1 protein-coding gene is annotated in these 1,306 nt (G+C 37.2%); it reads right to left on the reverse strand.

What is annotated here, in order from left to right:
• Positions 1 to 132: 132 nt before the first annotated feature.
• A complete protein-coding gene (locus tag EZJ43_RS16960; RefSeq protein ID WP_133263908.1) occupies positions 133 to 1,215 on the reverse strand; it encodes an IS5 family transposase in 1,083 nt (360 codons plus the stop codon).
• Positions 1,216 to 1,306 lie beyond the last annotated feature (91 nt).

Genomic DNA, 1,306 nt, shown 5'->3' on the forward strand with positions numbered 1-1,306 from the left:
AAGACCGTTGCAAAAGTGAGACATTATTTGTTTTTCATTTTTTTTGATTTTCTCTTCGATTTTTCGTCGTTGTTTTTAGTTTTTCATCGAAAATATTAGTGTTAAACGAGGGTTTATCCCTCATTTTTTGTTCTATTTCGCTATTTTTTGTGCATTGCGCGCAATTATCCCTGGGCTTCGGTATAAATTATAGGCCATTGCTTCCATTAAGTTTTGGGTATGCATTTTGGCAATGCCGAAATACCTTGCCTTATTACTGTTAAACCATATTCTGGTGCTACCAAATGTCCGCTCAACTTTAAATCTTATCCTGCCACATAACTTATTAAACCGTTTTTCGCTTTCTTTCAGTGGATTTCCTTTTTTTGCTTTTTTCAATATCCTGTTCTTTAATTGTTTGGTTTTTAAAAGCTCGTCGTTTTTGGCTGACTTGTATCCCTTATCTCCATAAAAATAACATCCTGCGGGAAGTTCTATATCCTCTAATACATCTTCTAAATTGGCAATCTCGTTAACGTTGGCGGCAGTAGTGGTTACGCCAATAACAAGTCCTTCACTTTCTGTCACAATGTGCTTTTTGTACCCATAACGCAATTTTCCTGCCTTTTTTAACCATGCAGCATCGGTATCTACACTGCCGTGGGTCATTTTCTGCAACTGCTTTTCCTCCTGTTCTTTTTCCAGTTCAACAGTTGAACGGGGATCCTCCATACGGTCGGTCTCTACTTCAAATGTTGCTCTTCCCTTAGGTTTAAAAGGGCTGTCAATTACGCTGGCATCAACAATAGCGCCTGTTTTAACTATGATACTGTGCTTCTCGAGCTGTTTGTTCATTTCTCTAAAAACCTTTTCATAAACTCCTTTCTGAGTTAGTTCTTTCCTGAAGCGGCTGAGCGTACTGTGGTCTGGAGCGGTCTCTTCGATCGACAGATCACAAAAACTGCTAAAAGATATACTATCGTTTATTCTGTCTTCGACTTCGTAATCGCTAAGGCCATACCAAGTTTGCAGAAGGCTCATTTTAAACAATAACAAGCCACTGTAAGCGGGTTTTCCAGTGATGCTTTCTCCTTTGGTGTAGTGCTTGTTAATAATGTTGGTAATTGGACGCCAATCAATAAGCAGATTAATTTGTTTAAAAAAGGTGCTTTTCACCTTGCGTTTTCTTATCTCACAAATATCGTCAGCAAATGATGGTGTTTTTATCAATTTCATAACACTAAAATAATCATTAACCAGCTAGTAATCAAATAATTATAAAATTATTTATACACATTTTGAAGAAATCTGCCTTGCAACGGTCTTA

Source organism: Pedobacter changchengzhani (assembly GCF_004354365.1).
Taxonomy (GTDB): domain Bacteria; phylum Bacteroidota; class Bacteroidia; order Sphingobacteriales; family Sphingobacteriaceae; genus Pedobacter; species Pedobacter changchengzhani.

What these genes read in the sequence shown, in the direction of transcription:
- EZJ43_RS16960 (WP_133263908.1), bottom strand. Translation starts at nt 1,215, where the DNA reads ATGAAATTGATAAAAACACCATCATTTGCTGACGATATTTGTGAGATA.